Source organism: Chelatococcus sp. KU-N122 (assembly GCF_055391085.1).
In genome coordinates, this window is sequence record NZ_AP043981.1 from 1,002,879 (window position 1) to 1,026,846 (window position 23,968).

Sequence of the window (23,968 nt, forward strand, 5' to 3'; positions counted from 1 at the left end):
CCACCATGTCGGGGGTTCTCATTGGTCAGTTGATCCTTTGGCTGATCGTCGCGCTGATCTTGATCGTCGTGGCGGTCTACATCGTGAACTGGCTCTACCACCGCTCCTCCAAGGAGGTGTCCTTCGTCCGCACCGGCTTCCTCGGCGAGCGGGTGGTGATCAACGGCGGTGCCTTCGTGCTGCCGTTCATTCACGACTTCACGCCGGTGAACATGAACGTGCTGCCGATGCCGATCGTCCGCGCCAGGCAGGACGCCGTCATCTCCCGGGACCGCATGCGCATCGACATCGAGGCCGATTTCTATGTCCGCGTGCAGCCGACGCGCGAGGCGGTGGCCATCGCGGCCGCGACGCTCGGGCGGCGCACGCTCGAGCCCGAGCGGCTGCATGCCCTGCTGGCCGGCAAGTTCATTTCCGCGATGCGCTCGGTCGCCTCGGAAATGACCATGGAGGAGATGCACGAGAAGCGCGGCGATTACGTCGCCCGCGTCAAGGCGGCGGCCGCCGAGGCGCTGGCCCAGAACGGGCTGGAGCTGGAATCCGTCGCGATCACCGACCTCGATCAGACCGACCTCGAATACTTCAACCCGTCGAACCGCTTCGACGCCCACGGCCTGACCCAGTTGATGGAGGACATCGAGGCCAAGCGGAAGCTGCGCAACGACATCGAACAGGATTCGATGATCAAGATCCGCACCCGCAACCTCGAAGCCGAACGCCAGGCGCTCGAGATCGAACGCGAGAGCGAGACCGCGCGCCTGGAGCAGGAGCGCGACATCGAGATGCGCCGCGCCTTGCAGCGAACCGAAGTGGCGCGCGAGCGCGCGTTGCGCGAGACCGAGGCCGAACAGGCGCAGATCGCAGCGCGCGAGGCGATCGAAAAGGCGCGCATCGCCAACGAGCAGGCGATCACGGAGGCCCGTATCGCCTCCGAGCGCGAGACCCGGCAGAAGGAGATCGAGCGGACGCAGGCGGTCGAGGCCAGAGAAATCCTGGCCCGCGAGGACGTCGAAAAGACCCGCATCGCCAACCAGCGCTCGATCGATACGGCGCGCATCGCCTCCGAGCGCGAGGTGCGGCAGCAGGAGATTGCGCGCACCCGCACGATCGAGGAAGCCGAGATCCAGGCGCGCGAGTTCGTCGAGAAGGCCCGCATCCTGCAGGAGCGCGTCGTCACCGACGCCCGCATCGCCAACGAGGAGGAGACCCGCCGGCGCGAGATCGAGCGCACGCGGGCCGTGGAGGAAGCCGAGATCGCCGCCAAGGAGGCGACCGAGAAAGCGCGCATCGCCCAGACCACGGTGGTCAACGCCGAGCGCATCGCCTCCGACGAGCACACCCGCGCGCTCGAGATCCAGCAGGTCCGTGCCATCCAGGAAGCGGAGATCGCCGCGCAGCAGGCGGTGGAGGCCGCCCGCATCTCGCGCGAGCAGACCCTCGCCACGAGCCGCATCGCGGCCGAGCAGAGCACGCGTCAGCGGGAGATCGACCGCACGCAGGCGCTCGAGGTCGCCGGCATTGCGGCGCGCGAGGCGACCGAGGCCTCCCGCATCGCCCAGGAGGAGCGGGTGCGGGCACTGGAGATCGCGCGCCATCGCGCGGTCGAGGAGGCCGACATCGCCGCGCGCGAGGCAATCGAGGCGGCACGCATCCTTCAGGAGAAGAAGATCGCGCTGGCCCGCATCCTCAGCGAGCAGGAGACTCGGAAGCGGGACGTCGAGCGGACGGAAGCGGTCGAGGCGGCCGAGCTGAAGCGACGCGACGCCATCGAGCGCCAGCGCATCGGCGTCGAGCTCGCGCTCGAGGCCGAGCGCATCGCCTCCAGCAAGACGCGCGAGGTGCTCAACGTCGAGCAGAAGCGGGCGGTGGAGATCGCCGACGAGGACCGCATCATTGCGCTGTCGGAAAAGCGCTCCGAGCGGATCGACGCCGACCGCAAGGTCAAGCAGGCCGAGATCGTCGCCCGCCGCGACGTGGAGACCACCGACGTGTCGCGGGAGCAGGCGCTCGAAGCGGCGCGGATCGAGCGGCGGCGCGCCATCGAGCAGCTCGAGATCGCGCGCGTCCAGGCGCTGCAGGAAGCCGAGATCGCCTCCAGCGAGGAGGTCCAGCGGGCCCGCATCGCCTCCGACCGCGGCCTCGACGAGGCCCGCATCGGGCGCGAGCGCGATCTGCGCAAGCTGGAGGTCAGCCGCGAGAAGGAGGTCGAGACGGCCCAGATGGAGAAGGCGATCGCGCTGTACCAGAAGTCGCTCGAGCAATCCGCGGCGCAGGCGGAGGCCGAGAATGCAAGGGCGCGCGCGACCGAGGCGGCCGAGCGCGTCATCACCGTGCGCGACAGCGAGATCGCCAGGCGGCGCAGGACGGTCGAAGTGCTGATCGCCGAGAAGGAGGCCGAGGAAAAGCGCATTGCCGCCGAGGCCGAGCGCGTACGCGCGGCCGTCGAGGCGGAGGCACAGAAACTGCTCAACGAGGCGGAGAACGTGCTGACCGACCAGGCGCGCTACTCGCTGTTCCGCCGCCGGCTGCTCGACCGGATCGAGGGCATCGTGCGCGAGAGCGTCAAGCCCATGGAGAAGATCGAGGGCATCCGCATCCTGCACGTCGATGGTCTAGCCGGCGGCAACGGTGGCAACGGCAACGGCGGCGGACGGAGCGCCACCGACGAGGTGATCGACTCGGCCCTGCGCTATCGGGTCCAGGCGCCGCTGATCGACTCCATCCTCGCCGACATCGGCGTGGAGGGCGGCAGTCTCTCCAAGCTGCCGGGGCTCATCCGCGAGGCGCGCGACATGCAGGGCATTCGCCAGGCGGCCGCGCCGAAGAAGGAAGGCGAGGGCAAGCCGACGGCCGCCCCCTCCAGCGAGGCCCCTGCCTCGCCGCCGGCCAAGAAGGGTTGAGGGTGACGCCATGGCCCGGGTCTACGTCTCGACCGTCGTCAACGCCCGTAACGACCGGGTCTGGGCGCGGGTGCGCGACTTCAACGGCCTGCCCACCTGGCACCCGGCGATCGCCGAGAGCCGCATCGAGGGCGGCGAGCCCGCAGACAAGATCGGCTGCGTGCGCGACTTCACCTTGCGCAACGGCGACCGCATCCGCGAAAAGCTGCTCGGCCTCTCCGACTACGAGATGTTTTGTACTTACTCTATTCTCGAATCGCCGATGGGCGTCGAGAACTACGTCGCGACGCTGCGCCTGACGCCGGTCACCGACGGCGACAAGACCTTCCTCGAATGGTCGGCGGAATTCGATTGCTCTCCAGAACGGGAGGTGGAGCTCGTCAATTCGATCGGAGGCGGCGTCTTCCAGGGCGGCTTCGACGCGTTGAAGCGCGTGTTCGGAGGCTGACCATGCTGAAGGACCCGCCAACGGTGCAGCCGCGCACCTCGCCCCGCCTGCGGGGAGAGGTCGGCTTGCGCGCCAGCGCGAGCCGGGTGAGGGGGCGTCCAGGAAAGGGATCAAGGCCGATCGTGCCGCGCGACCAAGCCCCCTCACCCCTGCCCTCTCCCCGCCTGCGGGGAGAGGGTGCGCGGCGGCTCCGTCGCGGCCAAACAGTTCCACCTCGGGTGCGGAGACATTAGCCGTGCCGCACATCGTCAAGAGCACGATCCTCGATGCGCCGACCGGCGTGGTGTGGGACCTGCTGCGCGATTTCAACGGCCACGACCGCTGGCATCCCGCGGTCGCCACCAGCACGATCGAGCGTGCGCAGGCGGCCGATCGCATCGGCTGCGTGCGGCGCTTCAAGCTGAAGGACGGCTCGGAGCTGCGCGAGCAGTTGCTGGCGCTTTCGGATCTCGAACAGAGTTTCAGCTATTGCCTGCTCGATACGCCGATACCTATGTTCAACTATGTCGCCCATGTCCGGCTGCTGCCGGTGACCGATGGCGACCGGACGTTCTGGCACTGGGAGTCGCGCTTCACGGCGCGGCCGGCCGAAGCCGCAGAACTCACCAAGATGGTCAGCGAGCAGATCTACCAGGCCGGATTCGACGCGATCCGCCAATATCTGAGGGAGGCCGCCTGAGCGCGGAGGCAAGATCATGCCCGTCACGGTGAAGACCTTCGGAACATCGGGAGAGGCGGCTGCGGCCCTGTCGTCGGAGCGCGACGCGCGCTACCTCGGCGGCGGCACGCTGGTAATGCGCGCGCTCAACGAAGGCGACATCTCGGTGTCGACCATCGTGCGCGCCACCGATCGCACGCTCGCGCATCTCGACGCCGCCGGCTCGCGTATCACGATCGGCGCCGGCGTCACCTTTGCGCGTGTCCTCGCCGAACGCGCCCTCGCCTTCCTCCACCCCGTCGCCGCGTCGATCGGCGGGCCTGCGGTGCGCAACATGGGCACGATCGGCGGCAATCTGTTCGCGCCGAGCCCGTTCGGCGATTTCACCGTTGCAATGCTTGCGCTCGACGCGACCGTTGCTGTCGAGGGCGCCTACGGCGCGCGAGACGTGCCGATCGAGGAGTTCCTGAGCGGGCGTGGCCGGCAGGCGGGCGGACTCGTGCGCTCGGTCTCCTTCCAGCGCCCGCTGAGCGAGGACGCGTTCCGCTATCGCAAGATTGCGCGCATCAGGCCGAAGGGCGCCGCCGTGGTGACGCTCGCGACGCATGTTCCGTCGAGCGGCGGCCGGCTCGTCGGCGTGCGCATTGCGCTCGGCGCGATGGCGGCGACCCCGGTTCGCGCCAAGGCGGCGGAGCGCGCCCTGGAAGGACGCGCCCTCGACGCGACCAGCATTGCGGCAGCGGTCGCGGCGGCGGCCGAAGGGACGTCGCCGGCCGACGATGCGCTCGCCAGCGCCTGGTACCGGCGCGAGGTCGTCGGCGTGCATCTGCGCCGGCTTCTCTCCGGCCAACCCTAGACAGAGCGAGGTTGGACCCATGGCCAAGACCGCCCTCCAGTTTCGTCACAACGGCCGCGACGTCGCCGTCTTCGTCGACGGCGGCATCAATCTCCTGACCACCCTGCGCGAACTCGTCGGCGACATGACGCCCAAGTTCGGCTGCGGCCAGGGCGGATGCGGCGCCTGCACGGTGCTGATCGACGGCGACGCGCACCTGGCGTGCCTGACGCTGGCCGAGACCGTGGAAGGCCGCTCGGTGGAGACGCTCGACGGGCTCAAGGACGGGCCCAACCTGCACCCCTTGCAGCGCGCCTTCATGGAGCACTTCGCGGCCCAGTGCGGTTACTGCACGCCGGGCATGCTGATGGCCGCCAAGGCCCTGCTCGACCGCAACCCCGCGCCGACCCGCGACGAGGTGGTGAACGCGATCGCCGGCAACATCTGCCGGTGCACCGGATACGAGCCCATCATCAATGCCGTGCTCGCCGCTGCGTCCGGCGGCCGCGTACGTGCCTAAGGAGCGCACCATGCTGGAGCTGCGCAAGGATCTGTTCGCCGACGAGCGTGACGACAACCTCAAGGAGATCGGCAAGGGCACCCAGCGCCAGGACATGCTGGGTCACGTCACCGGCACGTCCACCTATTTCAACGACCACCTGCTGCAGGGCATGCTGCATCTGAAGGTGTTGCGCAGCCCGCATGCGCACGCGCGCATCCGCCACGTCGACACCGCCGAGGCTGAGCGCAGCCCCGGCGTGCGCCGGATCATCCGCGGCGCCGACGTGCCGCGCAATCTCAACACGCTGCTCAGCCTCATCAATTTCGGCGAGGACGACGAGCCGACCTTGGCGGTCGACAAGGTGCGCTACAAGGGCGAGCCGGTCGCGGCGGTCGTCGCCGACAGCCCGCGCGAAGCCTTCGAAGCGCTTGCCAAGATACGCGTCGACTATGAGCCGCTGCCGGCCGTCTTCGACGTCGAAGCCGCGCTGAAGCCCGGCGCGCCGGTCGTCAACGAGACCTATCCCAAGAACACCTTTACCTATCACGACAGGTACGACCACCAGAAGCTGCGCTTCGGCGACGTCGAGCGCGGCTTTGCCGGCGCCGACCACGTGCTCGAGCAGCGCTACCAGATGTCTCCGATCGAGCACGCGCCGACCGAGACCAACGGCGCCATCGCGGCCCCCGACACCAACGGACGCTACATCGTCTACACCTCGACCCAGGCGCTGTTCTTCTCGCTCGATACCTGCGCCAAGATCCTCGATGTGCCGTCCAATACTTTCCATTTCATCGGAGGAACGGTGGGCGGCGGCTTCGGCGGCAAGGTCGATACGCTCACCGAGCCCTTGGCCATTCTCGGCGCGATGCTGACGGGCCGCCCGGTGCGCTACATCTTCAGCCGGGAGGAGGAGATGCAATACGGCCCGCCCCGCGGCGCCGAGCGCATCTACCTGAAGGACGGCGTCATGCGCGACGGCCGCATCGTCGCCCGCCAGGTGCGCGCCTATTTCGACAGCGGCGCCTATACGCGGCTGTCGAGCTACGCCGTCGTCAAATGCGTGGCGCATCTGCCGGGGCCCTACACGATCCCCAACGTGCACGGCGACGTCTACTGCGTCTTCACCAACCGCACGCCGGCCACCGCCATGCGCGGCTTCGGCGTCACCGCCATGGATTTCGCCATCGAATGCCAGATGGACAAGCTCGCCCATCTGGTCGGCATGGACCCGATGGAGTTCCGCATCCTCAACGCCTACCGCGACGGCGACATGAAGGCGCATCGGCGCGAGGCCAAGAACACCGCCTTGATCGAATGCGTGCAGGTGGCCGCCGAGAAAGCCAAGTGGCCGCTGCGGGACGAGTACAAGCGCATGTCCTCGCGCCGGGATGGCGGCGGCGCCCGCGCCGCGATCCCGGCGACCGCGCTCGACGGAGCGGCGCGGTCGCACCAGGCCGCGCAGCAGCGCACGCCGTACGATCGCGTGCCGCAGCCGGCGGTCAGGCCCGAGCCGCCGCGCCCGGTGGCGCCGCCCCCGGTCACCCCGCCGCCGGCGCCGCAGCCCGCAGCGCACGGCGCCATGCGGTTTTCCTCCGTGTTCGGCTCGAGGAGGCGCTGACCATGGCCCGTCACCACGGACGCGGCATCGCGTCGATCAACTATCCCATCGGCATGAACCTCGGCGGCGACCCGAGCCAGGCCCTGGTGCATTCCAATCCCAGCGGCAAGTTCACGGTGTCGCTGTCCTCGATCGACCTGGGTCAGGGCATGAAGTCCGTGACCCGGCAGATCTGCGCCGAGACCCTCGGCGTGCCGGTCGAGGACGTCTACGTCGACACCGCCGATTCCGACACGGGCCCCCATTGCATGGGCAGCTTCGCCTCGCGGGGCACCCACCGCGTCGGCAACGCCGTGATGGCGGCGGCACGGGAAGCGCGCGGGGTGATGATGGAGGCGGCGGCCGAGGAGCTCGAGGTCAATGCCGCCGACCTCGACACCGACGGGCGCGGCAACATCCACGTCAAGGGCGCGCCGCACCGCTCGATCTCGACCAAGGACGTGGCCATCGCGGCGCAGTTCAAGCAGGGCAAGACCATTTCCGGGCGCGGCATCTTCCTGGTGCCGCTCTCGGCGGTCGATCCCGAGACCGGCGAGATGTCGCCGGCGACCTGCTACGCGCACGCCTGCCTCGTCGCCGAGGTCGAGGTCGACGACGAGACGGGCGAGGTGGCGATGGTGCGCATGGACAGCGCCTACGAGCTCGGGCGCGCGCTCAATCCGCGACTGGTCGAGCAGCAGCTCGTCGGCGGCGCCTGGATGGGCATCAGCCATACGCTGTTCGAGACGACGGAGCCCTATTACCCCGATCCCGGCCACGGGCCGCGCGACTTCGTCGAGTATCTGATGCCCGGCCCAGGGGACATCTGCCCGCACGACATCGCGGTGCTGGAGCGGCCGGCGCCGGACGGGCCGTTCGGCGCCAAGGGCCCCGGCGAGATGTGCGCCAATCCGGTGCTGCCGGCAGTCGCCAACGCGATCTTCAACGCGGTCGGCGTGCGCATCGACGAGTTGCCGATCACACCCGAGAAGGTGCTGCGTGCCATCAAGGCGCAGGGCGGCGCCCGGCCGCAGGCGCGGCGCTGATGGCGGTGCGCGGCACCATCGCCGGGATCGACGGCCCGGAGGCGCTGGAGCGGGCGCTGCGCGGCGCCTACTACCTCGCCGACGAGGGTCTCGCGACCGCTGCCTATCTGGCGTTGGCCCTGGGCAAGCCGCTGCTGCTCGAGGGCGCTCCGGGCGTCGGCAAGACCGAGGCGGCGAAAGCCATCGCCGCCATCCTCGGCCGCCGGCTCATCCGCCTGCAATGCTACGAGGGCATCGATGCCTCGGCGGCGCTCTACGAATGGAACTACCCGCGGCAGATGCTGGCGATCCGCCAGGCCGGCGACGAGACCATCGACATCTATGGCGAGACCTTCCTGATCGAGCGCCCGATGCTGGCGGCCCTGCGCGCGCCCGATGCGTCGGTGCTGCTGATCGACGAAATCGACCGGTCCGATCAGGAGTTCGAGGCCTTCCTGCTCGAATTCCTGTCGGACTTCCAGATCTCGATCCCCGAGCGCGGCACCGTGCGCGCGGCCGAGCGGCCGGTGGTGGTGCTCACCTCCAACCGCACCCGCGACCTGCACGAGGCGCTGCGCCGGCGCTGCGTCTACCACTGGATCGACTACCCCACCGCCGAGCGCGAAGCGCGCATCATCATGATGCGCGCCTCCAGCGTGGCCGAGGCGACGGCCCGTGCGGTGGTCGCCGCCGTGAGCCGGCTGCGGCGCGAGCCGTTGAGCAAAGCGCCCGGCATCGCCGAGGCCGTCGACTGGGCGGAGGCGGCGACCTTGCTCCACAAGGGCGGCGCGCGCTGGCCGGATGCCTTCAGGCGATCGATCGGTGTCGCGCTGAAGGACGAGGAGGACCTCGCGTTCATCTCGCCGCGGCTCGATGCGCTGATCGCGGAGGCCGCGGCATGAACGCCCTGGCGGACCTGCCGCGCGCCGCGGGCACCTTCGTGTCGTTCGTGGCACTGCTGCGCGCCAACGGCTTTGCCGTCGCGCCCGAGCAGACCACCGCCTTCCTGCAGGCGATCACGCTGCTCGGCCCGCGCAGGCCAGGCGACATCCACCGGGCGGGGCTTGCGACCCTGGCGCCGCCGCCCGAGCGGCGCGCGACCTACGACCTGCTGTTCCGCGTTCACTTCCTGGGCGGAGACGAAATCTCGCGAGACCAGGGCGAGGACGAGGAGACCGTCCGGCTGCAGGAGGAGGGCCGCGGCGACGAAGAGCCGTTGCTGGCCGACGACGCCAACGAATCCGGCGACATGGCCGTCCGCACTGAGGCGCTGTCCGAGCGACGGTTTGGCCCGGGCGGGTCGGACCTGTCCCTGCGCCGCCTCGCGCGCGAGGCGCCACGGCGACTGCCGCGCCGGCGTGGCCATCGCCGCATGCACGGGCGGCGCGGGCCATGGGCGGACCTGCGGCGAACCCTGCGCGAGGCCACCCGCAGCGACGGCGAGGTGATGCGGCTCAGGCGGCTGAAGCGGCGGACGCGGCTGCGCAAGATGCTGGTGCTGATCGACGTGTCCGGCTCGATGAAGACACGCTCCGAGGACAATCTGCGCCTGGCCCATGCGCTGCTCCAGGCGACGCCGCATGCCGAAGTCTTCACCTTCGGCACCCGCCTGACGCGGGTGACGCGCGCGCTGCGGCTCAAGCGGACCGAGCAGGCGCTGGCGGCCGCCGCGCACCTAGTGAGCGACTGGGACGGCGGCACGCGCATCGGCGACGCGCTGCAGGCCTTTCTCGCGGTGCCGCGCTTCGGCGGCTACGCCCGCGGCGCCGCCGTCGTGATCCTGTCCGACGGGCTCGAGCGCGGCGACGTGTCGGCTCTGCGCGATGCGGTGGCAAAGCTCTCGCGGCGCGCCTGGCGGCTGAGCTGGCTGACGCCGCTGGCCACCGGCCCGGGCTTCGTGCCGCAGACTGAAGCGCTGGTCGCCATCAGCCGCTTCGTCGACGACATGGTCGACGGCGGATCGAGCGCGGCGGTCGTGTCGCACATGCTTTCGCTCGGAACCAGGAGGGCCGCGTGACCGACATCGTCGACGCCCATCACCACATCTGGCGCCAGGCCGATCTGCCCTGGCTGGTCGGGCCGATGCAGCCGCGCATCTTCGGCCCCTACGAGGCGATCCGCCGCGACTACCCGATCCGCGAATTCTTGGACGATCTCGCCGGCACCGGCGTCGTCAAGTCGGTCTACGTTCAGACCAACTGGGCGAAGGAGCAGTTCGAAGCGGAGACGGCCTGGGTGCAGCGCACGGCCGAGGAGACGGGCTGGCCGCACGCGATCGTGGCCTTCGCGGATCTCAGCGTCGACGACGTGCGCCCGCAGCTCGACCGGCTGAAGCGCTACCCGCTGCTGCGGGGCGTGCGCATGCAGCTGCACTGGCACGACAATCCGCTCTACCGCTTCGCCGCCCGAGCGGATCTGTGCGCGGATCCGGTGATCCGCCGCAACGTCGCGCGGTTGGCCGACTACGGGCTCAGCTTCGACCTGCAGGTGTTTGCGCCGCAGATGCCGGGCGCGGCAGCTCTTGCCGAGGCCTGCCCGGACGTCACCTTCGTGCTCCAGCACGCCGGTATGCTCGAGGACTTGTCTGTCGCCGGCCGCTCGGAGTGGCGCGCCGGCATGGTGCGGCTCGCCGCCTGTTCGAACGTGGTCTCCAAGCTCTCCGGGCTCGGCACCTTCCTTCATCGCAACGACCCTGCGCATATCGCTGCGATCGTCGCCGACACGGTGGCGATCTTCGGGCCGGAGCGCTGCCTGTTCGGCTCGAACTTTCCGATCGAGAAGCTGTGGACCAGCTATCGCGAACTGGTCGAGGCCTATCTTGCTGCGACGGCTGCGAGCCCGCAGCAACGCGACGCGATTTTTCGCCATACGGCGACGCGCGTCTACCGCCTCGCCCTATAGTCTTGTGCAAGAAAAACCAATCATGGGAATGGAAACGACATGGCGCTCGAAATCAAGATCCTCGACTACGGAGACATCGAGCTGGAATCGAGCTTTCTCGTGCTCGGTCGCGACTGTGGACGCACGCGCCGCGTCCTGACGCTCGGTTTTCTCATCATCGGAGGTCCCTACCCGGTCGTCATCGACACCGGCTACCGCTCCAACCAGATCATGGAGACGCTCGGCATGCGCGGCCTCCAGTTCCACGAGAACATGATCGAGAACCAGCTCGCGCGCCACGGCGTGCGCATGGGCGACGTCCGCTTCGTCTGCCACACCCACCTGCACATCGATCACGCCGGCAAGGACGACCTGTTTCCCATGAACACCACGGTCGTCCTCAACCGCAAGGAGCTCGAATACTCGGTCTCCGGCCTGATGCACCCACAGTATCCCGCCCCCGACATCAAGCATCTGATCGACCGGCTGCACACCCGGAGCGCGCTGCGCTTCCTGGACCTCGAGATCACCGGCCCGGTCGAGCTGATGCCGGGCGTCTACTGCGAGGCGGCCAACGCGCACACCGAAGGCTCGATGAACATCCACGTCCACACCGCCGAGGGCATCGCGACGATCTGCGGCGACGTGCTCTACGACATCAACGATCAGCTCGTGGACCCCTTCCGCGAGATCCACGACGCGGAGCCGCGCACCACGGGCAACCACGGCACTACCAAGCGCGCGGAAAAGGCGGCGATCAAGAAGCTGGTCAGCGGCTCCCGCTTCCTGCTGCCGGTGCACGACCGCCCCTGCAAGATCGAGGGCGGCAACGTCGTCGGCCGGCTGCACGACCAGGTGCCGGGCCCGATCGTCCAGTCCCTGCCCGCCCGCAACTGGTTCCCGGCCTGAGCATGGCCGCCGACAGCGCAACCGCGCACCTCGCCCCTCGCCCCGCCTGCGGGGAGAGGTCGGATTGCGCGCAAGCGCAAGCCGGGTGAGGGGGCGTGCAGGAAAGGGCGCCGGGTCGGTCGCGTCACGCGGCAAGCCCCCTCACCCCTGCCCTCTCCCCGCAAGCGGGGCGCGGGTGCGCGGTGGCTCAGCAGGTGCCAAGCCGACACACCCTCAGTGCAGTGCCATTAGCGGATCATCGCCATGACCCACGCCACGCTGCGCCCTGAATTCGAGAACCTGATCGATCCCTACGCGCCCGTCGGCCAGCTCGGCACGGGGTTCACCTTCACCGAGGGGCCGATCTGGCACCCGGTCGGTCAGTACCTGCTGTTCTCGGACATGCCCGCCGATGTCCGGCGCCGCTGGGACGCGGCGCGCGGTGTCGCCGAGGTCAAGCGCCCCGCGAACAAATGCAACGGCATGACCTACGATGCCGAGCTCAACCTGATCGTCTGCGAGCACGCGACGTCGTCGCTGATCCGCGAGCGCCCGGACGGACGGCGCGAGGTGCTCGCCTCGCACTTCGAGAACCAGGAGCTCAACAGCCCGAACGACGTCTGCGTGCATGCGAGCGGCGCCATCTATTTCTCCGATCCATGGTACGGCCGCATGCCGGTCTATGGCGTCGAGCGGCCGCGCCAGCTGGGTTTTCAAGGCGTCTATCGCCTGCCCCCCGGCGGCGGGCCGCCGCAGCTCGTGGTGGCGCGCGATCTGTTCGACCAGCCGAACGGCCTTTGCTTCTCGCCGGACGAAAAGCGGCTCTACGTCAACGATACCGTGCAGGCGCTGATCCGCGCTTTCGACGTCGAAGCCGACGGCTCATTGTCCGGCGCCCGCGTCTTCGCCAGCGGCATCCGCTCGGAGCTCGAGCCCGGCGTGCCCGACGGCATGAAGTGCGACCAGTTCGGCAACGTCTGGGTGACGGCGCCCGGCGGCGTGTGGGTCTACGCGCCCAACGGCGACCTGCTGGGCAAGGTCCGCGTGCCCGAGCTCGTGGCCAACCTCGCCTGGGGCGGCGCCGACTTCCGGACCCTGTTCATGACGGCGACGCATTCGGTTTACACGGTTGCGACCAAGGTCGGACCGCGGAACGAGCCTTACATGACCGCCAGAGGCGCCGCCGCCGCGGCGTCGGCCGCAGCCGCCCCACTCCTCCGGGCCGACGGCATCGAGCTCGATCCGAGGCGCTGCGCGCTGATCATCCAGGACCTGCAGAACGATGTGATCATGGAAGGGGGGGCCTTCGCGGATTCGGGCGCGCCGACGCACGCGCGCGCCCAGGGCGTCGTCGACAACGTGCGCCGCCTGGCCGATGCCGCCCGCGCGCGCGGCGTCGTCGTGATCCACGTCTGGTTCATCGTCGAGCCTGGCGCGCCGGGCTTGACGCTGAACGCGCCCCTGTTCGAGGGCCTCGCCGATTCCCGGGCGCTGGTGCGCGGCACCTGGGGGGCAGCTCCGGTCGCCGGCCTCGAGCCCCGCCCGGGCGACTTCATCGTCGAGAAGATGCGCATGAGCGCCTGGGAAGGGTCTAGGCTGGAAACGATCCTGAAGGCGACCGGCCGCGACGTGCTGATCGACACCGGCGCCTGGACCAACATGTCGATCGAGCACACCGCGCGCACCGGGGCGGACAAGGGCTATTTCATGATCGTGCCCGAGGATTGCTGCTCGACCATGAACGCCGAATGGCACAACGCCTCGATCAATTTCGCCATGCAGAACGTCGCCGTCGTCACGCGCGCGGATGCGGTGATCAAGGCGTTCGGGTGAGGGCCCAGAGCCGTGCCGAAGCTGTTCCATCTGCGCTGCTCGCCGCGCGCGGCCTCGGAGTCCTCGGCCGGGGCCGCGGCCTTCCTGGCGCGATTCGCCGCCACGCGGCCCGGCTGGGACATCGACGTGATGGACGTCTGGCACGAGAGGCTGCCGGACTTCACCGGCGATGCGCTGGAGGCCAAGTATGCGCGCCTGGGCGGGCGTCCATTCAGCGGCGCCGAGCGCGAGGCGTTCGCCATGCTGGAGCGCATGGTGCTGCGCTTCGCCGACGCCGAGCGCCTGCTCGTGTCCACGCCGATGTGGAACTTCGGCATCCCCTACAAGCTGAAGCAATGGTTCGACCTGATCATCCAGCCCGGGCTCACCTTCCGCTTCGATCCTGACCGGGGCTATCTCCCCCTTCTGAAGGACAGGCCGACGATCGTGATCGTCGCGAGCGGCAGCGACTTCGTCACCGGCATGAACCGCGGGCGCATCGACATGGCGACCCCCTATCTGCGCGAGGCCCTGCGCTTCATCGGCATCAGCGACGTTCGCTTCGTCCTGATCGGGCCGACGGCCGGCGCCGCCGAGCCGGCGCGGCTGGCCCGCGAGGCCGCACACCGCCACCTGGTCGAGATGGCGGCGGGGTTTTGATTACGCCACAGGGACGTTGGCGCTTGCTTCGGTCGCAGCAAAGGCGGCCAATGGTCCAGCGGCGTACCTCGCCCCGCTTGCGGGGAGAGGGTGCGCAGCGGCTGCCCAAGCGCTTAGCCGTCAAGACTTGTGTGCAAGCTCAACCCGCGCAGACGTCGACCCATGCGGCGCCGGTGAGCTCGGCCATGCGCAGCGGCGCGATGCGGACGGCGGTGTGGATCGAGCCGGCGGCGGGCACCACCTCGTCGAAGGCCTTGAGCGATACGTCGCAATAGACCGGCAGCGGTTGGACGAGCCCGAAGGGGCAGACGCCGCCCACCGGATGGCCGGTCGCGGCCTCCACCTCGTCGGTGCCGAGCATGCGCACCTTGCCGCCGAACGCCGCCTTGGCCTTCTTGTTGTCGAGCCGCGCGTCGCCGCGGACGACCACCAGCACGACCTGGTCGCCGGCGCGCAGCGACAGCGTCTTGGCGATGCGGCCGGGCTCGACCCCGTGCTCCTGGGCGGCCAAGGCCACGGTCGCCGTGCTGTTGGTCATCTCGATAATGTCGATGTCAGGCGCATTATCGGCGAAAAAGGCGCGTACGGATTCAAGGCTCATGGTCGATGGCTTGAAGAGGGCGATGTGGACGCAGACGATGCGATAGGAGGCTCGATCGCCCGCTCAGATAGACACGTCGCGCGGTTTTGCAAAGCTCGAGCCCGGGACGCCGTGCCGGCGCTCCTCGTGGCACCGCTCCAGAATTTGCGGGCCGGGGCATTCCCATCCGGTCGGATGCGCACATCTAAACGGGACATGCTCTCGCGGAGGAGACTGACAATGAGGCTGGCCCATACCCTACTCATCGCCCTCGCCGCCCTGATGCTGACGGCCGGCGGGCTGCGCGCCGAGGTCGTCGTCTTCCCCAAGAACGGCAGCGTCGGCATGGTGCCGCCGTCGGCGATGCAGCAGTCGGCCATGTTTGCCGGCTTCGAAAGCCGCGCCGCACAGGCGTCGATCATCATCGTCGAAATGCCGAAGACGGCTTACCGCACCCTCGCCGACGGGATGACGCCCGACGCGCTCAAGACCAAGGGCATCGAGCTCACCGCGCCGATCGAGAACGTGTCGCTGCCCGGCGGGGTCGAGGGCAGGCTCATGCGCGGCACGCAGCAGGCCGGCCGCATCCGCGTCCGCAAATGGATCCTGATGGCGCAAGGGGCCGATGCCAGCGCTCTGGTGACGGTGCAGGCCCGCGCCGACGAGCAGAACGTCCTGCCCGACCAGGTCGGGCCGGTCGCCCTGCCCGACAGCGCCATCGAGGCCGCGCTGCGCACGCTGACCTTCCGGGCGCCCCTGAGCATCGGCGAGCAGATGGCCGCCCTGCCGTTCCAGGTCGGCGACAACGCCGGACTACGGCCGGTCCGCGTCGTGGCCGGATCCAGCGTCTACTACACCGACGGCCCCAAGGACGTGGTGAGGGACGGCTCGCAGCCGGTGATCATCATCGGCAGCAGCCTGGGCCGGGTGCCCGCGCCGCCGATGCGGGAGAGCTTCGCGCGCAAGCTGTTCTTCTCGATTCCCGGCGTGAAGTCGGCGCAGATCGACCGCGTCGACGCCGACAAGGGCAACGGCACCACCTGGGTGCACGTGTCCGGCCACGCCCGGGACCGCAACACCGACGCGCCGATGGCGGTGGAACAGAGCATCCGCTTCGACGGCGCGCGCTACGTGCGCGTGGTCGGCATCGTGCCGCAGGTCGACCGGCCCGATTTCATGGGCCGCTTCGAACGGCTGGCTGCCTCGGTGGCGCCCAGGTAGGAAGTCCGCCTCAGAAGCGTTGGACAAGCTTAGATCTTGACTCCGACGCTTTGGTCAGTCGCAGAAGGCTTCTGACGGTCCCGGCCGCGCACCTCGCCCCGCTTGCGGGGAGAGGTAGGCGGCTGCGCCGCCAGCGCCACAGACGTGTGAATCCGATCGCCGCTCGCGGGGAGAGGAGTGCCCTCCAGTCGTTCTGATGGAGCCGTGTCCCGGCCAGCAGACGGCAGGCCTCAGTCCTTGTAGTCCTGGTTCTTGACCACCGTCTCCCACTTGCCGCCCTTGACCTGGGCGACGAGGGCCTCCGCCACCCCCAGGTGATCGGTCTTGGAGAACTTGATCGGCGGGCTGCCGAAGATGTCGTTGAACGCCTTGCCCGATTCCAGCGCCTCCAGCATGGATTCGGTGGTCAGGTTCTTGCCGGCCAGGTCGGCGAAAAAGGCGAAGGTCATCAGGCCGTTGTAGCCGGCGATGACCTGGTTGTTCGGCTCGACCCCGAACTTCGCCTTGTAGGCGTCGATGAAGGCCTTGACCTTGCCGGTGGCGGTGGCGGGGTCGATGATCTCGACTTGGCCGACGCCGTAGACGCCCTCGGCGTTCTCCTTGCCGAGGTCGGGGAAGTCCGGCACGTAGGTCGGCGTCGAGGCGACGAAGCCGGGCTCCCAGCCGAGCTTCCTGGCGGTCGTCACGATGCCGACGGACTCGCGCACGACGGAGCCGAGGGCCACCAGGTCGCAGCCGTCGGCCTTGGCCTTGGCCACCTGCGAGCCGAAATCGGTGGCACCGCGCTTGAAGGAGGCCATCGTCCCGGCCTTGAGCTTCAGGGCCTCGACTTCATCCTTGTAGGCATCGGTGAAGTTTTTCCCCATCTCGTCGTCCTGGTAGATGATGCAGGGGCTCTTGAAGCCCTTGTTCTTCAGCGCCCAGTGGATGCCGGTGCGCATGGTGTCGTAATACGGCACAAAGATATTGAACTTCAGCCGATCCTCGGGCTTGGCCGGATCCATCTTGTAGGTGAATTCCGCCGCCGTGATGGGAAACAGATGCAGGATGCCGGCCCGCTGCACGACGGGCAGCGGCGCCAGCGTCGTCGCCGAGCCCATGGGCGAGATCATCGCGAACACCCCGTCGCGCTCGATCAGCTTCTGCGTCGCCAGCACCGCCTTCTTGGGATCGTAGCCGGAATCCTCGATGACCAGCTTGATCTTGCGGCCGTTGATGCCGCCCGCCGCATTGATCTCGTCGGCGGCGAGTTTCAGGCCGTTGGCGGCCGGAACGCCCCACGCCTTGATCGGGCCGCTCAGATCCTGGTGCGTGCCCAACACGATCTCCGTGTCGGTCACGCCCTGGGTCTTGAACTGGGCCGCCGCCGGCTGCGCGGCCCACGCTGCTGCGGCAGCCGCCAGGATCGTCAGGTATGTCGTCCGCATCGTCTCCTCCTCCGTATCGCGTGGGCGCTGTTACGCCGCTTCCCGGTACATGGCCTCGACCAGGCCCTTGAACCGCTCCTGAACCAGGCCGCGCCTGAGCTTGATCGCCGGCGTCAGCTCCTCGTCGCCAGGCGCGAGCTCGACGTCGATCAGTCCGAACCGCTCGATCCGGGCACCGGGAGCCGCCGCGGTCAGCCTGTCGATCTCCCGCCCGATCAGCTCGCTCACGGCGGGTGACCGGCTCAGGCTCTGGAAATTGGTGAAGGGTACGCCGTGGTCCTGGGCGAAGCGCACCACGTGGTCGTAGTCGATCAGGATCAGGCAGGCGAGATTGCGGCGACCTTCGCCGATCACCACCGCGTCAGCGATGTAGGGCGACAGGTTGAGCCGGTTCTCGATCTCGGACGGCATGACGCGGGCGCCCGTGGCGGTCACCATCACGTTCTTCACCCGGTCGATGATCCTGAGGTAGCCGTCGGCGCCGAGCTCGCCGACATCGCCGGTGTGGAACCAGCCGTCCGCGAGCACGCGCGCGCTCTCCCGGGGATCGCCCAGATAGCCACGGAAGACGCCGGCGCCGCGCACCAGCACCTCGCCGTCCGCGGCGGTCTTCACCTCGAGGCCCGGCAGCACGCGGCCGACGGTGCCCGGCCGCGGCGCGTCGAGCGGCGTGAGCGCGACCGTGGCCGCGGTCTCCGCCTGGCCGTAGAGCTGGACCACGGGCAGGCCGAGCGCGCCGTACCAGCGCGTCAGCTCCTCCGACAGCGGCGCGCCGCCCGTCATCAGCCAGCGGGCACGGCCGAGGCCGATGGCCTTGCGGACGCCGTTGAGCACCAGCCAATCGGCGGCGAGCCGGGCCAGCGCCAGCGGCGGCGACACGCGCTGCCCGGCGGTGCGCCGGTCGGCGGCACGAAAGCCGATGGCGATGGCAGCGCGATAGGCGAGACGCTGGAGCGGCGTCGCCGCGGCGAGCGCCAGCATGACGTTGGAATAGAAGCGCTCCCACACGCGCGGGATGGCGGCAACCGATGTCGGCTCCAGCTCCCGCAAATTGTCGAAGACGGTGTCGGCCCCCTCCGGGAAGTGCACGCACGTGTCGGTCGCCAGCGCGGCATAGAGGCCATGGATCCGCTCCGCACACAGCGCCAGCGGCAGCAGCGACAGCTGCTCCTCGTCGGTCCGCGCCGGCAGCGCTGCGAGCCGCAGCGCCAGCGCCGAACAGACGTTGCGGCTGCTCAACGGCACCGCACGCGGCTGGCCGGTGCTGCCGGAGGTGAAGACCACGATGGCGATATCGTCGGGGCTCGCCGCGGCGAGCCGGGCCACGAGCTCCGGCTCGGACGCCGCGCCATCCCCCTCCCCCAGCCGGTCGAGCAGCACGACGGTGGCATCCTCGTCGACCGGCGCTTCCGGCGCCATCACGACGATGGTGGTCACGGCCGGGTTGGCGGCCTTGATGGCGAGGGCCTTGTCCAGCTGCTCCTCGTCCTCGACGACGAGGACGCTGGCGCCGATGTGGCGCACCAGGGCGGCGAGCCGGTCGGCGGGCAGCGAGGGGTAGGCGGCCGCCGACACGCCGCCCGCGATGAGCACGGCCATATCAGCCACGACCCAGGCGGCCCGGTTGCTGCTGACGATCAGCGCGGTGTCGCCGCGGGCGAAGCCACGGCCGATCAGGCCCCGCGCGCAGCGGCCGGCCGCGGCCCACAGCTCGCCGTAGCTGATGCTGCGCCATACGCCGAGCCGCTTTTCGCGCAAGGCGACGGCCGTCGCCCGCTCGCGGGCGCTGCGCTCGAGCGTGTGCGGCAAGGTCTCCGCCAGCGCGGGGACGGCAATCTGCGCTGCCATCGGGCCTCTCTCTCCCCTCCATGGGCGTCGCGGCAACGGCAGCCGGGCCATCACCGCCAACTCCTCACGGCCAAATCTTCACCGCCAAATCTTCATCGCCAAATCTTCATCGCCAAATCTTCACCGCCACGTCTTCTTTTTCTTCCAGCGCCGCTCGCCGCGATCGCCGTCCTGCTTCATGCCGAGATAGAACTCCTGGATGTCGTCGGACTTCATCAGGTCGGCGCAGGTGCCGTCCATGACGATCCGCCCCACCTCCAGCACGTAGCCGTAGTGCGCCGTCTCCAGCGCGATATGAGCGTTCTGCTCGACCAGGAGCATCGAGACGCCCTCCTCGTCGTTGAGCCGCCGGATGATCCTAAAAATCTCCTTGACCAGCAGCGGCGACAGGCCGAGGGAGGGCTCGTCCAGCAGCAGGACCTTGGGCCGCGCCATCAACGCGCGGCTGATGGCCAGCATCTGCTGCTGGCCGCCGGACAGCTGGCCGGCCAGTTGATGCTCGCGCTCCTTCAGCACCGGGAAATAGCCGAACACCTTCTCGAGGTCGCGGTGCACGGCGTCGTGATCGGCGCGCGGGAAGGCGCCCATGCGCAGGTTGTCGCGCACCGACAGGAACGGGAACACCTCGCGCCCCTCGGGCACGTGGCTGATGCCGAGGCGCACCACCCTGTCGGGCGCCATGCGCTGGATCGGCTTCCCTTCCAGCTCGACGGAGCCCTTTTCCGGATCCAGCACGCCGGAGATGGTCTTCAGGATCGTCGTCTTGCCGGCACCGTTGGCGCCGAGCACGGTGACGATGCGGCCCCGCGCCAGCTCCAGGCTGATGCCGCGGATCGCCAGGATCGGGCCGTAGTAGCTCTCGACGTTGCTCAGCTTGAGCAGTGGCCCGTCGGGGGCGGAGGTCGCGGTGCGGTCGCGGGTGGCGGGCTCGGACATGGTCGGGGCGCCTCACGTACCAAGGTAGGCAGCGACGACGTCGGGATGCGTCTGCACCTCGTGGGCGGTGCCGAGCGCCATGATCTTCCCGTAGTTCAGCGCCAGCACCCGGTCGGACACACGGCTCACCAGCGACATGTCGTGCTCCACCATCAGCACGGTGATGCCGAGCCGCCGCCGGATGTCGAGGATCCAGTAGGCCATGTCGTCGGTCTCCTCGACATTGAGGCCGGAGGAAGGCTCGTCGAGCAGCAGCAGCTCGGGGCCGATGGCCAGCGCCCGGCCGAGCTCGATCACCTTGCGCACGCCGTAGGGCAGGCCGCTGATCAGCATGTCGCGGCAGTGCTGCAGGCGCAGCAGCTCGATGACGCGCTCCACCGCCTCGCGGTGCTCGAGCTCCTGGCGGCGCAGGCGCCGGGAAAACAGGATGTCCTCGACGAGCGACGTGCTGCTGTGCCGGTGGCGGCCGACGAGCAGGTTGTCCAGGGTCGAGGCGTTCTCGAACAACTCGATGTTCTGGAAGGTGCGGGCGATGCCGCGCGCTGCGACCATCTGCACGGGCAGCCGGGTAATGTCCTCGTCCTTGAAGACGATCCGGCCCGCCGTCGGCGTATAGAGACGGCTGATCATGTTGAAGACCGTCGTCTTGCCGGCACCGTTGGGGCCGATGATGGTGAACACCTCGCCCTGCGCCACCTGGAAGCTGACGTCGTCGACGGCCTTGAGACCGCCGAACTGGATGGAGAGGCCTTCGACGGCGAGGTAGCTCATCGGCCGCGCTCGGACTTGAGGTACATCTTCTGGCGCTTGAACGTCGTCGCCTTGTAGAGCGGGAACAGGCGGACATAGAGCTTGATCTTCTCCCAGCGGCCGGCGAGGCCGAACGGCTCGAAGATGATGAAGAAGATGATGATCAGCCCGAAGATCAGTGTCTTGAGGCCGGGCGCATTGACGACACGGCCGACCGCCTCCTGGGCGGCTCCGCCGTTCAGGCCGACGAACGAGGCCAGATTGGCGGCCAAGGTCGGCAGGTCGTCCTTCAAGGTGGCCAGCATCGGGTCGACCATGATCATGAAGATCGCCCCGAAGACGGCGCCGCGCAGGCTGGCGATGCCGCCGATGATGACGATCATGATGAACTCGATCGACAGCGACAGCGTGAACATCTCCGGACTGATGAACGACAGCTTGTGGGCGTAGAGCACGCCCGCCAAGCCCGTCACCGCCGCCGAGATGGCGAAGGAGCGCGTCTTGTAGCGGGCCGGGTTGACGCCCATGCTCTTCGCCGCGGTCTCGCTGTCGCGGAGCGCGACGAAGGCGCGGCCCGTCGGCGACCGCAGCAGGTTGATGGCGCCGAGCATGATGACCGTCACCACCGCCAGGCAGAGATAGTAGAAGCCGGTGTCGCCGAGCTTGAGGCCGAAAAGATCAGGCAATTGCAGCATGATGCCTTCGTTGCCGTTGGTCACGCTTTCCCAGCGGGCCAGGATCTCCTCGACGATGAAGGCGAAGGCGAACGTGGCGATGGCGAGGTAGACGCCGTGCAGCCGGAGTGCCGGCAGGCCGACGAGATAGCCGACCACGCCGGTCAATGCGCCGGCCAGCACGAAATAGGCGACGAAGGGAATGCCCTGGCGCTGGCAATAGGCGGCCGTGTAGGCGCCGATGGCGAGAAACGCCGCATGCCCGATCGACACCTGGCCGGTGTAGCCCGACAGGATGATGAGGGCGATGCCGACGATCGCATAGATGATGACGAACACCATCTGGCTCAGCAGGTAATTGCCGAACAGGAAGGGGGCGGCGAGCAGAAACGCGACCAGCGCCGCGTAGCTCCACACCTGCCCGGCGCTGCGGAACAGGCGCAGATCCTGGCTGTATTCGGTCTTGACCCGCTGGTGCATCGCTCAGACCTTCTTCAGCGCGCGGGAGCCGAACAGGCCTTGCGGCATCACCATCAGGGCCACGAGCAGCACCACGTAGGCGGCGACGTCCTTGAAGCCCTCGGGCAGGTAGAAGCCCGACAGCGTCTCCACCACGCCGATGATGACGCCGCCCACCAGCGCCCCGGGGATGCTGGAGAAGCCGCCCAGCACCGCCGCCGGGAAGGCTTTTAGCCCGAGGAAGCCGATGTTGGCGTGGATCAGGGTGATCGGCGCCAGCAGCACGCCGGCGATGCAGGCCACCATCGCGCTGATCGCCCAGATCAGCGAAAAGATGCGCTTGACTGGTATACCCATGTAATAGGCCGCCAGCATGTTCTGCGACGTGGCCTGCATGGCGATGCCGATCTTGGTATAGCGGAAGAACCAATAGAGCACGGCGCAGAGCAGCACCGTCGCCACGATGATCGACAGGCTGTCGGCGGCGATGACGAGGCCGCCGATGCGGAACACGCCGCCGGTGAACGGCGTCTCGATGCGCAGGTCGTCGGTGCCCCAGAACATGCCGGCGAGCGAACGCACGACGAGGCCGAGGCCGATGGTCGCCATGACGATGGAGAACTGCGGATAGCCGAGGATCGGCCGCACCACCAGCCGCTCCATGACGCTGCCGAGCACGGCCATGCACAGCACGGCCAGCGCAAAGCCCAGCCAGTAGTTGAGCCCGAGCGTGGAGATGAAGGTGAAGGACAGGAAGGCGCCGAGCATCATCAGCTCGCCCTGCGCGAAGTTGACGACTTCGGTCGCCTTGTAGATCAGCACGAAGCCCAGTGCGATCAGGCCGTAGACGCAGCCGAGCGCAATCCCGCCAATGGACTGTTGGATGAAATCCAGCATCCGCCCTCGCGTCCCCCTTGCCGTCGCCTCCAGGTGGAACGCGGCATTTTCCGCACCTAACTATCGTTTGATCGAGATTGTCAAGGAGCGCGATTATCCGGCGTCTGCGCTACCCCAGCGTGCGGGCGGTTAGGGCGACCGCGGCGGCACGGTTCTCGTGCGACCTTGGGAAGATCCGCTCCAGGTGCTTGTTCACGGTGCGCGGGCCGAGGCCAAGGATGTCGGCGATGTCGCAGTTCTTCGGCTCGGTGGTGATGGACGAGACGCAGATGGCCCTACGCCATCCGCTACGTCTGCCTCGACCCGGTCCTGTCGGGCTGCCAACTCTCCTGCGGCAAGCGGACTAGAGTTTGAAATGTCGTACGCATTTCTGTACGATATCCCTATGCGTACGACCTCCTACAGCGAGCTTCGCAAGAACCTAGCGGCCATGCTTGACAGCGTGGCGGCCGACCATGCCCCGGTGCTCATCACACGCGAGAAGGGCAAGCCCGCCGCCGTGCTGATGTCGCTGGAAGATTTCGCCTCCTATGAGGAGACGCGCTATCTGCTGCGCCCGCCCGCCAACGCCGAGCGGCTGCTTGAAGCGGTCGCCGACCTCGATGCCGGCAAGGGGACTGAGCACGAGCTCAGCGAGTGAGGCTTGTTTTCCACGAACGAGCCTGGGAGGACTATCTGCACTGGCAGGCTTCGGACGCGAAGCTGCTCGCGCGCCTGAATGCACTTATCAAGGAAGCCAGTCGGACGCCATTCACTGGGACGGGCAAGCCGGAGCCGTTGCGCGGCCCGCTCGCCGGCTGGTGGTCGCGTCGATTGTCGCAGGAACACCGGCTTGTCTATCGGGTCGAAGGCGATCAGCTGCTCATCGCTCAATGCCGCTACCACTATTGAGCGACAGCAAGGCGCGGCTGCTTGCCTCGGACCGCGATGAGGCCGGCTCGCATCGGCCGCTCTGAAGCGGGCGCGGC

General features: G+C 68.5%; 23 protein-coding genes. 16 read left to right on the forward strand and 7 right to left on the reverse strand.

The window, feature by feature from the left end; all coding sequences use genetic code 11:
- Positions 1-5 precede the first annotated feature (5 nt).
- The 13 genes from ACZ5PO_RS04485 (at position 6) to ACZ5PO_RS04545 (ending at position 14,208) form a co-directional block, all read left to right on the forward strand.
- Positions 6-2,900: a flotillin family protein gene (locus ACZ5PO_RS04485; RefSeq protein ID WP_464190681.1), complete on the forward strand. Its 2,895-nt coding sequence runs from the start codon at positions 6-8 to the stop codon at positions 2,898-2,900.
- A 10-nt stretch (positions 2,901-2,910) separates the two neighbouring features.
- Entirely contained in the window at positions 2,911-3,348 is a 438-nt protein-coding gene (locus ACZ5PO_RS04490; protein ID WP_464190683.1) for an SRPBCC family protein, read from the forward strand.
- 235 nt (positions 3,349-3,583) lie between these two features.
- Positions 3,584-4,027, forward strand: coding sequence for an SRPBCC family protein (locus ACZ5PO_RS04495; protein ID WP_464190685.1), 444 nt, complete (start codon positions 3,584-3,586; stop codon positions 4,025-4,027).
- A gap of 16 nt (positions 4,028-4,043) precedes the next feature.
- On the forward strand, positions 4,044-4,862 hold the full coding sequence (locus tag ACZ5PO_RS04500; RefSeq protein ID WP_464190687.1) for an FAD binding domain-containing protein: 819 nt from the start codon (positions 4,044-4,046) through the stop codon (positions 4,860-4,862).
- 19 nt (positions 4,863-4,881) lie between these two features.
- On the forward strand, positions 4,882-5,361 hold the full coding sequence (locus ACZ5PO_RS04505; protein ID WP_464190689.1) for a (2Fe-2S)-binding protein: 480 nt from the start codon (positions 4,882-4,884) through the stop codon (positions 5,359-5,361).
- Between the two features lie 10 nt (positions 5,362-5,371).
- Positions 5,372-6,964 carry a xanthine dehydrogenase family protein molybdopterin-binding subunit gene (locus ACZ5PO_RS04510; RefSeq protein WP_464190691.1) on the forward strand — a complete coding sequence of 531 codons (1,593 nt, stop codon included), beginning with the start codon at positions 5,372-5,374 and terminating at the stop codon, positions 6,962-6,964.
- Positions 6,965-6,966: 2 nt separating this feature from the next.
- Positions 6,967-7,989: a xanthine dehydrogenase family protein molybdopterin-binding subunit gene (locus tag ACZ5PO_RS04515; protein WP_464190693.1), complete on the forward strand. Its 1,023-nt coding sequence runs from the start codon at positions 6,967-6,969 to the stop codon at positions 7,987-7,989.
- A complete protein-coding gene (locus ACZ5PO_RS04520; RefSeq protein WP_464190695.1) occupies positions 7,989-8,870 on the forward strand; it encodes an AAA family ATPase in 882 nt (293 codons plus the stop codon). Before ACZ5PO_RS04515 ends, ACZ5PO_RS04520 begins: the two co-directional genes overlap by 1 nt.
- On the forward strand, positions 8,867-9,985 hold the full coding sequence (locus ACZ5PO_RS04525; RefSeq protein ID WP_464190698.1) for a VWA domain-containing protein: 1,119 nt from the start codon (positions 8,867-8,869) through the stop codon (positions 9,983-9,985). The genes ACZ5PO_RS04520 and ACZ5PO_RS04525 overlap by 4 nt, the downstream gene beginning before the upstream one ends.
- The gene (locus ACZ5PO_RS04530) at positions 9,982-10,869 is read left to right on the forward strand and encodes an amidohydrolase family protein (protein ID WP_464190700.1); all 888 of its coding nucleotides are present in this window, start codon (positions 9,982-9,984) and stop codon (positions 10,867-10,869) included. Before ACZ5PO_RS04525 ends, ACZ5PO_RS04530 begins: the two co-directional genes overlap by 4 nt.
- Before the next feature lie 39 nt (positions 10,870-10,908).
- Positions 10,909-11,757 carry an MBL fold metallo-hydrolase gene (locus tag ACZ5PO_RS04535; RefSeq protein ID WP_464190702.1) on the forward strand — a complete coding sequence of 283 codons (849 nt, stop codon included), beginning with the start codon at positions 10,909-10,911 and terminating at the stop codon, positions 11,755-11,757.
- A gap of 243 nt (positions 11,758-12,000) precedes the next feature.
- Positions 12,001-13,569, forward strand: a complete 1,569-nt coding sequence (locus ACZ5PO_RS04540) for an isochorismatase family protein (protein ID WP_464190704.1) — start codon at positions 12,001-12,003, stop codon at positions 13,567-13,569.
- A gap of 12 nt (positions 13,570-13,581) precedes the next feature.
- A complete protein-coding gene (locus ACZ5PO_RS04545; protein ID WP_464190706.1) occupies positions 13,582-14,208 on the forward strand; it encodes an FMN-dependent NADH-azoreductase in 627 nt (208 codons plus the stop codon).
- A gap of 139 nt (positions 14,209-14,347) precedes the next feature.
- On the opposite strand, the gene ACZ5PO_RS04550 is transcribed toward ACZ5PO_RS04545, so the two are convergent.
- Entirely contained in the window at positions 14,348-14,809 is a 462-nt protein-coding gene (locus ACZ5PO_RS04550; RefSeq protein WP_464190708.1) for a YbaK/EbsC family protein, read from the reverse strand.
- 219 nt (positions 14,810-15,028) lie between these two features.
- Between ACZ5PO_RS04550 and ACZ5PO_RS04555 the strand changes: the two genes are divergently transcribed.
- Positions 15,029-16,009: a hypothetical protein gene (locus ACZ5PO_RS04555; protein WP_464190710.1), complete on the forward strand. Its 981-nt coding sequence runs from the start codon at positions 15,029-15,031 to the stop codon at positions 16,007-16,009.
- Positions 16,010-16,239: 230 nt separating this feature from the next.
- On the opposite strand, the gene ACZ5PO_RS04560 is transcribed toward ACZ5PO_RS04555, so the two are convergent.
- The 6 genes from ACZ5PO_RS04560 to ACZ5PO_RS04585 form a co-directional block, all read right to left on the reverse strand.
- A complete protein-coding gene (locus ACZ5PO_RS04560) occupies positions 16,240-17,436 on the reverse strand; it encodes an ABC transporter substrate-binding protein (protein WP_464190712.1) in 1,197 nt (398 codons plus the stop codon).
- Positions 17,437-17,466: 30 nt separating this feature from the next.
- Positions 17,467-19,284 (reverse strand): AMP-dependent synthetase/ligase, encoded by a 1,818-nt coding sequence (locus tag ACZ5PO_RS04565; protein WP_464190714.1) that lies wholly within the window; start codon positions 19,282-19,284, stop codon positions 17,467-17,469.
- Between the two features lie 120 nt (positions 19,285-19,404).
- Entirely contained in the window at positions 19,405-20,220 is an 816-nt protein-coding gene (locus ACZ5PO_RS04570; protein ID WP_464190716.1) for an ABC transporter ATP-binding protein, read from the reverse strand.
- A 12-nt stretch (positions 20,221-20,232) separates the two neighbouring features.
- Positions 20,233-20,991, reverse strand: a complete 759-nt coding sequence (locus ACZ5PO_RS04575) for an ABC transporter ATP-binding protein (RefSeq protein WP_464190718.1) — start codon at positions 20,989-20,991, stop codon at positions 20,233-20,235.
- Positions 20,988-22,124: a branched-chain amino acid ABC transporter permease gene (locus tag ACZ5PO_RS04580; protein WP_464190720.1), complete on the reverse strand. Its 1,137-nt coding sequence runs from the start codon at positions 22,122-22,124 to the stop codon at positions 20,988-20,990. The genes ACZ5PO_RS04575 and ACZ5PO_RS04580 overlap by 4 nt, the downstream gene beginning before the upstream one ends.
- 3 nt (positions 22,125-22,127) lie before the next feature.
- Positions 22,128-23,000 carry a branched-chain amino acid ABC transporter permease gene (locus ACZ5PO_RS04585; RefSeq protein WP_464190722.1) on the reverse strand — a complete coding sequence of 291 codons (873 nt, stop codon included), beginning with the start codon at positions 22,998-23,000 and terminating at the stop codon, positions 22,128-22,130.
- Between the two features lie 385 nt (positions 23,001-23,385).
- On the opposite strand from ACZ5PO_RS04585, the gene ACZ5PO_RS04590 reads away from it, so the two are divergent.
- Both ACZ5PO_RS04590 and ACZ5PO_RS04595 read left to right on the forward strand, forming a co-directional pair.
- On the forward strand, positions 23,386-23,640 hold the full coding sequence (locus tag ACZ5PO_RS04590; RefSeq protein ID WP_464190725.1) for a type II toxin-antitoxin system Phd/YefM family antitoxin: 255 nt from the start codon (positions 23,386-23,388) through the stop codon (positions 23,638-23,640).
- Positions 23,637-23,891 carry a Txe/YoeB family addiction module toxin gene (locus ACZ5PO_RS04595; protein ID WP_464190727.1) on the forward strand — a complete coding sequence of 85 codons (255 nt, stop codon included), beginning with the start codon at positions 23,637-23,639 and terminating at the stop codon, positions 23,889-23,891. The genes ACZ5PO_RS04590 and ACZ5PO_RS04595 overlap by 4 nt, the downstream gene beginning before the upstream one ends.
- Positions 23,892-23,968: the final 77 nt, after the last annotated feature.

Bases quoted from the DNA above. Each gene is read 5' to 3' on its own strand.
- ACZ5PO_RS04585 (WP_464190722.1), bottom strand. From the start codon at position 23,000: ATGCTGGATTTCATCCAACAGTCCATTGGCGGGATTGCGCTCGGCTGC.
- ACZ5PO_RS04575 (WP_464190718.1), bottom strand. From the start codon at position 20,991: ATGAGCTACCTCGCCGTCGAAGGCCTCTCCATCCAGTTCGGCGGTCTC.
- ACZ5PO_RS04565 (WP_464190714.1), bottom strand. From the start codon at position 19,284: ATGGCAGCGCAGATTGCCGTCCCCGCGCTGGCGGAGACCTTGCCGCAC.
- ACZ5PO_RS04560 (WP_464190712.1), bottom strand. From the start codon at position 17,436: ATGCGGACGACATACCTGACGATCCTGGCGGCTGCCGCAGCAGCGTGG.
- ACZ5PO_RS04505 (WP_464190689.1), top strand. From the start codon at position 4,882: ATGGCCAAGACCGCCCTCCAGTTTCGTCACAACGGCCGCGACGTCGCC.
- ACZ5PO_RS04555 (WP_464190710.1), top strand. From the start codon at position 15,029: ATGAGGCTGGCCCATACCCTACTCATCGCCCTCGCCGCCCTGATGCTG.
- ACZ5PO_RS04550 (WP_464190708.1), bottom strand. From the start codon at position 14,809: ATGAGCCTTGAATCCGTACGCGCCTTTTTCGCCGATAATGCGCCTGAC.
- ACZ5PO_RS04540 (WP_464190704.1), top strand. From the start codon at position 12,001: ATGACCCACGCCACGCTGCGCCCTGAATTCGAGAACCTGATCGATCCC.
- ACZ5PO_RS04525 (WP_464190698.1), top strand. From the start codon at position 8,867: ATGAACGCCCTGGCGGACCTGCCGCGCGCCGCGGGCACCTTCGTGTCG.
- ACZ5PO_RS04520 (WP_464190695.1), top strand. From the start codon at position 7,989: ATGGCGGTGCGCGGCACCATCGCCGGGATCGACGGCCCGGAGGCGCTG.
- ACZ5PO_RS04590 (WP_464190725.1), top strand. From the start codon at position 23,386: ATGCGTACGACCTCCTACAGCGAGCTTCGCAAGAACCTAGCGGCCATG.
- ACZ5PO_RS04580 (WP_464190720.1), bottom strand. From the start codon at position 22,124: ATGCACCAGCGGGTCAAGACCGAATACAGCCAGGATCTGCGCCTGTTC.
- ACZ5PO_RS04570 (WP_464190716.1), bottom strand. From the start codon at position 20,220: ATGTCCGAGCCCGCCACCCGCGACCGCACCGCGACCTCCGCCCCCGAC.
- ACZ5PO_RS04515 (WP_464190693.1), top strand. From the start codon at position 6,967: ATGGCCCGTCACCACGGACGCGGCATCGCGTCGATCAACTATCCCATC.
- ACZ5PO_RS04510 (WP_464190691.1), top strand. From the start codon at position 5,372: ATGCTGGAGCTGCGCAAGGATCTGTTCGCCGACGAGCGTGACGACAAC.
- ACZ5PO_RS04485 (WP_464190681.1), top strand. From the start codon at position 6: ATGTCGGGGGTTCTCATTGGTCAGTTGATCCTTTGGCTGATCGTCGCG.
- ACZ5PO_RS04535 (WP_464190702.1), top strand. From the start codon at position 10,909: ATGGCGCTCGAAATCAAGATCCTCGACTACGGAGACATCGAGCTGGAA.
- ACZ5PO_RS04500 (WP_464190687.1), top strand. From the start codon at position 4,044: ATGCCCGTCACGGTGAAGACCTTCGGAACATCGGGAGAGGCGGCTGCG.
- ACZ5PO_RS04490 (WP_464190683.1), top strand. From the start codon at position 2,911: ATGGCCCGGGTCTACGTCTCGACCGTCGTCAACGCCCGTAACGACCGG.